The following is a 7031-nucleotide window of genomic DNA, read 5'->3' as shown; positions in this document are numbered from 1 at the left end:
TGCGGAGCGCGCGGCGGCCCGTGCGGAGCGCGCGGCGGCCCGTGCGGAGCGCGCGGCGGCCCGTGCGGAGCGCGCGGCGGCCCGTGCGGAGCGCACCGGGGAGCCCGGAACGGTCCCCGGATGAAGTCCGGGGAGGCCAAAAAGGTGCCGCAGGTGTACGGCGTCGGGGTCGTGGAACCCGTGGGGCCGGTGGGACCCGTGGGAGCGCCGTCGCGTCCCGGCTCCCCACGCGCCATGGCCGCCGAGCAGGCAGACTGAAGATCTGTTCGTTCGTCTGCACGCCACAGCACCCGGTCGGCGGGTGTTTCGGGCGCGGTGGGATCGGGAGGTGCGAAGCAGCGCCCGGCGGGCACGCGAATGGTGCCGAGGCAGACCGCCTGGAGCCGCAGAAGGGATGAACCATCGTGACACGACCCAGGATCCTGGTGGTGGGCGCGGGCTTCGCGGGAGTGGGGTGCGTACGGCGCCTGGAGCGCAGGCTTCCCCCGGACGAGGCCGACATCACTCTGGTGACGCCGCAGTCCTACCAGCTCTATCTGCCCCTGCTGCCCCAGGTCGCCTCCGGCGTGCTGACGCCCCAGTCGATCGCCCTGTCCCTGCGGCGCAGCAAGAAGTACCGCACCCGGATCATCCCGGGCGGTGCCATCGGCGTGGACCTCAAGGCCAAGGTCTGCGTGATCCGCACCATCACCGGCAAGATCGTCGACGAGCGGTACGACTACATCGTGCTGGCCCCGGGCAGCGTCACCCGCACCTTCGACATCCCCGGGCTCGTCGATCACGCGTACGGCATGAAGACGCTGGCGGAGGCCGCGTACCTCCGTGACCACGTCATCTCGCAGCTCGATCTCGCCGACGCCAGCGACGACCCGGCGGAGCGCGCCTCCCGGCTCCAGTTCGTGGTGGTCGGCGGCGGCTACGCGGGCACCGAGACCGCCGCCTGTCTGCAACGCCTCACGCACGGTGCCGTCCGGCGCTATCCGCGGCTGGACCCCAGCCTGATCAAGTGGCATCTGATCGACATCGCGCCGAAGCTGATGCCCGAACTGGGCGACAAGCTCGGACGCAGCGCCCAGGAGATCCTGGCCCGGCGCGGCATCGAGGTCTCCCTGGGCGTCTCGATCGACAAGGCCGCCGCCGAGGAGGTCACCTTCACGGACGGCCGGGTGGTGCCCACCCACACCCTGATCTGGACCGCCGGGGTGGTCGCCAGTCCGCTCATCGCCACACTCGGCGCGGAGACGGTCCGCGGGCGGCTCGCGGTGAACGCGGAGATGCACCTGCCCGGCGAGGACGGTGTGTTCGCGCTCGGCGACGCCGCCGCCGTACCCGACAGGGCCAAGGGCGACGACGCGATCTGCCCGCCGACCGCGCAGCACGCCATGCGGCAGGGCCGGCACGTCGCCGACAACGTCATCGCGACACTGCGCAACCAGCCGCTGACCCCGTACGTCCACCGGGATCTCGGTCTGGTCGTCGACCTCGGCGGCGCGGACGCCGTGTCCAAGCCGCTGGGCATCGAACTGCGCGGACTGGTCGCCCAGGCGGTCGCGCGCGGCTACCACTGGTCGGCGCTGCGCACCAACGTCGCCAAGGCGCGGGTGCTGACCAACTGGACGCTCAACGCGCTCGCCGGCGACGATTTCGTCCGCACCGGCTTCCAGTCCCGCAGGCCGGCCAAGCTCAAGGACTTCGAGTACGCCAACCACTATCTGACCCCGGACGAGGTACGGGCCCACGTGGCCCGGACGCATTCGCCGAAGCAGTGACACGGCACGCGGCGTCCGGCGCGCGCCCAGGCCGCGGGGCGGGAGCGAGCGCGGCGGGAGAGAGCGCAGAGAGCACGGCGCCGTGAGGGCGGCCGGACGGGCCTGGGCCCGGCTGCGGGACGACCTCGCGGCATCCGATCCCGGGCTGCTGCGGCTGGCCGCCGGGCTGCGGACCGTGGGGTCCGTGGCCCTGACCCTCGTCGTGCTCGCCCTGCTGGGGACCGACGTGCCCCATCTGGTGGCGGGGGCCATCACGGCGATGGCCGCCTCGTTCGCCGTCCAGGAGAAGCAGCGCGACCGGCAGGCCGTCACGCTGGCCCTGGGCCTGCCGGTGGCGCTGGCCTCGCTGACTCTGGGCGCGCTGCTGAACTCCCGGGTCGTCCTGGGCGACCTGGTCTTCGTGCTGGTCATCTTCGGCGCCGTCTACGGCCGCCGGTTCGGCGACCGCGGCACGGCGCTCGGCCTGATCGCCTTCCAGATCTACTTCGTCTCCCTGTTCGTCGGTGCCACCGTCCCCGCGCTGCCCGCCCTGTACGGCGTCCTGTGCGTGGCGTTCCTGTGCAGTGCCCTCGTGCGGTTCGTGGTGGTGCCGGAGACTCCCGAGGGCGTGCTGGAGCGGCTGCGCCAGGCGTTCAGGGCCCGGTTCGCCCAGCTGGTGTCCGCGCAGATCGAACTGCTGGACGCGGGTCCCGACGACGTGCAGAAGGCGCTGGAGCACGTGCGCGGCGGCACCGCGCGGCTGCACGAGACGGCGCTGCTGATCCAGGGCCGTCTGGAGGACGGCACCTCCGACCCGTCGGTGGCCCGGCTGCTGCAACGCCGGATCGCGGACGCCGAGGTCACCGCCGAGCGGCTGGGGCTGCTGGTGCTGACCGCGCGCAGTCCCGACCAGGCCGGCAGCACCCTCACCCTGCATCTGGCCGGCGCGCCGCTGCCGTCGGGCGGTCGGCTGCCGGTGCGGGAGGAGGCGACGGACAAGCTGCGGCGGGATCTGGAGGCGCTGCGCCTGCTGGTGCTGCGCCCGGTGTCCGGGAGCCGGGGCACCGCGTCGGCCGTGCTGCGCAACCGGCTCCTGGGCTACCGCGAGGAGGAGAACCTGCCGCCCGCCTCACCGGCCGTCCGGGACGTCTTCCGGGGCGTCGGGGAGGCCGCGCGGGCGGTGCTGGGTCTGCGCATCGCCCTCGACGGGCCCCAGGACGAGACGGACGACAGCCCCTCGACGGCCCGCTCCCGCGAGGAGCTGGACGCCGAGGACGCCGCGATCGCCGGTGCCGAGGAGCACGAGCAGCGGACGAGCACGCTCACCGGCCTGGACCGGCCCACCACCCGGACGGCCGTGCAGGTCTCCGTGGGCTCGGCGCTGGCCATGGTCGGCGGGGAGTTCCTCTCCAGCCAGCGCTGGTACTGGGCGGTGCTGACCTGCTGGATCGTGTTCGTCAACACGGCGTCTACCGGCGAGATCCTGGTCAAGGGCTCCCGCCGGGTCGTGGGGACCGTGCTGGGCGTGTGCGCCGGCATCGTGCTGGCGGGGCTGGTCGGCCAGCACACCTGGACGGCGTTCGGGCTGGTGCTGTTCTGCCTCTTCGCGATGTTCTACACGGCTCCGCTGTCGTACACGCTGATGTCGTTCTTCGTGACCGCGGCGCTGGGGGTGCTCTACACCCTGCTGCACACCTACTCGCCGTCGGTCCTGCTGCTGCGGGTGGCGGAGACCGCGCTCGGGGCCGCGTGCGGGGTCATCGCCGCGGCGGTGGTGATGCCGGTGCGCACGGCCCGTCGTACGGACGAACTGCTGGTCACGGTGCTGGAGCGGCTCGGCGAGGTCACGGACACGGCGGTCGGTCAGCTCAGTGGCGGGGACCCGGCCGATCTGCTGGACCGGGCGCGCGAGCTGGACCGGGCCCTGAGCGATCTGAGCGCCGCCGTGCAGCCGCTGACGCATCCGGTGACGCCGCTGCGGAACCGGCGCAACACCGCCCGCTACGTGCTCGCGCTGCTGGAGACGTGCGCCTATCACGCCCGTTCCCTGGCGGCGACGGCCGAACTGCTGCCCACTCACCCGTCGATCGCGGCGGACCCGCGGCTGCGGCGGGCCGGGCGGCGCGTGGTGGACAACATCGCGGCGATCGCCGCACGGGTCGCGCACCTCGCGGACGAGGAGGCCGGCGGAGAGTTCCGGGTGTGGACCGGCCCGAGCATCGCGTCCCTGCTGGGACCGGACGTCGGCCCGCGCTTCGGCCGGGTCACCGACCGGGTGCTGCGCCATCTGCAACGCCTGGACGAGGCGGTGGTGGGCCTGGCCCGGCCGCTGGACGTCCGGGTGGTGACCCCCGAGGGCGAACCACGAGCAGGCGCCCGCCGATGACACCCGAGGACGAACCGCGGGCAGGCGCCCGCCGGTGACAGCCGAGGACCGGCTGCGGGCGAGCTCCCGTCGGTGACAGCCAAGAACGAACCACAGGCAAGAGCCCGCCGGCCACAGCCAAGAACGAACCACAGGCAAGAGCCCGCCGGCCACAGCCAAGAACGAACCACAGGCAAGAGCCCGCCGGCCACAGCCGAGGACGAGCCGCGGGCAGGCCGCCCGTCGGCGACCACCCCCGCGCGGCCCCGCCGTCAGACCCTGCGCCAGCGTGACATCGCGAAGGAGAACACCCCGAACAGGGCGAGACCGGCGGCCACGCAGCCGAGCAGCGACGGGCCCAGCGGCGTGGCGGCGAACGCGCGCAGGCTGTCGTCGAGGCCCTTGGCCCGGTCGGGGTCGAAGTCGACCGCGGCGCGGATCGCGAACGCGCCGGCCGCGGCGAACACCAGACCGCGCGCCGCGCCGCCCGACACACCCGTCACGTCCACCAGCCGTCGGGCGCCTCGCGACATCTGCGCGAGCTTCAGCTCGTCACGGTAGGAACGCATGACGGCTCGGGCCCCGATCCAGACGCCCGCCACGACGACCGCGGCCCCGGCCACCGCCACCAGCCACTGCCCCGCGGGCAGGTGGAGCACCCGGGCGGTGACGTCCTTGGACTCCCGGTCGCCGGCCCCGCTGCCGCTGCCGCCCGCCCCGGCCGCGAACGCCAGCACCGAGAAGGCGACGAAGACGTAGAAGACGCACCGTACGACGGCGAGCAGCCGCATGTGCGGCTTGTGGCCGTCCGGCCCGACCGCGCCGAAGACCGCCTCGGACAGGCGCCACACGACCATGCCGACCACTCCGATGCCCAACGCCCACAGCAGTACGTCGCCGAAGGGCTGGTCGGCGATCTCGGCGAGGGCGCCGCCGCGATCGGCCTGGTGACTGCTGTCGCCGACGGCGATGCGCAACGCGAGCACCCCGACGAGCAGGTAGATGACACCCTGCGCGATCAGTCCCGCCCGCGCTGCGCCCTCCGTCACGGATCCCCTCGCCACCCGCTCGGCCTCGCTCCGCCCGCCGTCGGCCTTGACAGTCATGTCCGTCGCGTCCTCTGCGTCCTCTGCGTCCTCAAGCCGTCCGGCCGCGGCCGCCCCGGCCCGGCCCGCGTCGGCTTCCGTGCCGCTCCAGCGCCTGGTCGCGCACGCGGGCGCAGCTGCGGCTGATGAGCCGCGAGACGTGCATCTGGGAGATGCCCAGCCGGTCGGCGATACGGCTCTGCGTCATGTCCTCGAAGAAGCGCATGTACAGCACGGCGCGCTCGCGCTCGGACAGCCGGCGCAGACCTTCCTTGGCCGCCTCGCGGTCGACCACCACATCGTAGGAGGTGTCCGGCTCGCCCAGGGTGTCCACGAGGCTGTGGCCGTCGTCGGCGGACGACAGCTCGGCGTCCAGGGACAGGGTGCTGAAGCTCTCCAGCGCCTCCATGCCCGCGCCGACCTCGTCCTCCGTCAGCCCGGTGTGGGCGGCGATGTCGGTGACCGAGGGCTCGGGGGTGCCGGGGTTCAGGGTGAGTTCACGGCGCGCGACGCGCACCTTGTTGCGCAGTTCCTGCACCCGGCGGGGCACCCGCAGGGCCCACATCCGGTCGCGGAAGTGCCGTTTGACCTCACCGGTGATGGTGGGCACGGCATAGCTCTCGAACGCCCCGCGGGACGGGTCGAACCGGTCGACCGCCTTGACCAGTCCGAGGGCGGCCACCTGGCGCAGGTCCTCCAGGGACTCGCCGCGCTCGCGGAAGCGTCCGGCGATCCGGTGCGCCATGGGCAGCCAGGCGGCGACGAGCCGGTCGCGGACGTCGTCCCGCTCGGGACCGTCCTCCAGGTCCACCAGACGGGTGAACAGGCCTGCGGTGTCGGGGGTGTCGTCGTGCGGCCGCCGCGCGGGCGGGATGGGACGATCGCGTGCGTCGGTGCTGTCTGTCGATGCGTCGATGAGCATGCGGAATCACTCCCGAACAGATGGTTTCTGGGATGTGCGCGGGAGGGGCCTCGCTCGGCGGCCCCAGCACACCGGGGCCCGCACACCGCTCCCGCGGGCGCGCCTCCGGTCCGAAGCACGAACGTGCGTCTGCCCTGGCTTGCGGGGCACAAACTCGGCGGCCCGGCAGGAGGCCGGGGACGGACGGCACGGTCGCGGGACCGGGAGGAGACCTCGCTCCCGCCGGGCCGGGAGGAAACCCCGGCAGCGGTCCGCGCACCTCGGCGGACCCGCCCGGTGCACGGGCTCCGCCCGCGTCACAGGACCGGTCACCGGACCGGCACCACCGCGGTGATCCGTTTGCCGCCCGCGGGCAGGTCCGTCACCCGTACGTCCCGCGACAGCAGGCACACGATCGGCCAGCCGCGGCCGCCGGTGTGCCGGTGCTCCCTGAGGCCGGCCAAGGGCGTGAAGACCGGAAGCCGTTCGCTGCGGTCGCAGACGGAGACCCGTACGGCCCGTCCCTCCAGGTCCACGTCGACCCCCGTGACCCCGCCGCCGTGCAGGATGGCGTTGGTGGTCAGTTCCGAGGCGACGAGCAGCGCGTCCGAGAGCGCGTCCTCGTCGCAGGGCGAACCCTCCTCCCGGCACCACCGGTCCACCACACGCCGTACGGCGATACGGACGTCGGCCGGGCACCAGGGCCGCCGGCTGTCGCAGCCGGCCCGGGTGTGCGGGTCGTCCGGGCCCCGCACGGGATCGGTGGCGGGTCCGGTCGGTGGCTTCGCGCACATGGTCGCGCTCCCTGAGCGATCGCTTCTTCACGGCCCCGGACAGGGCTCGCGGGCGACCCGCGCCCGAGCTCCGTCCGGCCGCGGCGCCCGCGAGGGGCACCCGGACCGGGCCCCGCTCTCGCGCCGCCCGGAATCAGC

5 protein-coding genes are annotated in these 7031 nt (G+C 73.7%); 2 read left to right on the top strand and 3 right to left on the bottom strand.

Features of this window, described 5'->3' with window-relative positions:
* The first annotated feature begins 404 nt into the window (after positions 1-404).
* Entirely contained in the window at positions 405-1769 is a 1365-nt protein-coding gene (locus ABT085_RS41725; RefSeq protein ID WP_351620931.1) for an NAD(P)/FAD-dependent oxidoreductase, read from the top strand.
* Between the two features lie 82 nt (positions 1770-1851).
* The gene (locus ABT085_RS41720) at positions 1852-4134 is read left to right on the top strand and encodes an FUSC family protein (RefSeq protein ID WP_351620928.1); all 2283 of its coding nucleotides are present in this window, start codon (positions 1852-1854) and stop codon (positions 4132-4134) included.
* 251 nt (positions 4135-4385) lie between these two features.
* Here ABT085_RS41720 and ABT085_RS41715 read toward each other — a convergent pair whose 3' ends face one another.
* The 3 genes from ABT085_RS41715 to ABT085_RS41705 all read right to left on the bottom strand — a co-directional run bounded on the left by ABT085_RS41715 (position 4386) and on the right by ABT085_RS41705 (position 6893).
* Positions 4386-5219 (bottom strand): DUF1206 domain-containing protein, encoded by an 834-nt coding sequence (locus ABT085_RS41715; RefSeq protein WP_351620925.1) that lies wholly within the window; start codon positions 5217-5219, stop codon positions 4386-4388.
* 31 nt (positions 5220-5250) lie between these two features.
* Positions 5251-6120, bottom strand: a complete 870-nt coding sequence (locus tag ABT085_RS41710; RefSeq protein ID WP_351620922.1) for a SigB/SigF/SigG family RNA polymerase sigma factor — start codon at positions 6118-6120, stop codon at positions 5251-5253.
* 308 nt (positions 6121-6428) lie between these two features.
* Complete coding sequence (locus ABT085_RS41705; protein WP_351620919.1) at positions 6429-6893, bottom strand: ATP-binding protein; 465 nt, start codon at positions 6891-6893, stop codon at positions 6429-6431.
* Between the last annotated feature and the right edge of the window lie 138 nt (positions 6894-7031).

The organism is Streptomyces sp. NPDC002265 (genome assembly GCF_040296125.1).
Lineage (GTDB): Bacteria > Actinomycetota > Actinomycetes > Streptomycetales > Streptomycetaceae > Streptomyces.
The sequence above is the reverse complement of the archived record's forward strand: the minus strand, read 5'-3'. Positions and strand labels throughout refer to the sequence as shown.

What these genes read in the sequence shown, in the direction of transcription:
- ABT085_RS41715 (WP_351620925.1), bottom strand. Translation starts at nt 5,219, where the DNA reads ATGACTGTCAAGGCCGACGGCGGGCGGAGCGAGGCCGAGCGGGTGGCG.
- ABT085_RS41710 (WP_351620922.1), bottom strand. Translation starts at nt 6,120, where the DNA reads ATGCTCATCGACGCATCGACAGACAGCACCGACGCACGCGATCGTCCC.
- ABT085_RS41705 (WP_351620919.1), bottom strand. Translation starts at nt 6,893, where the DNA reads ATGTGCGCGAAGCCACCGACCGGACCCGCCACCGATCCCGTGCGGGGC.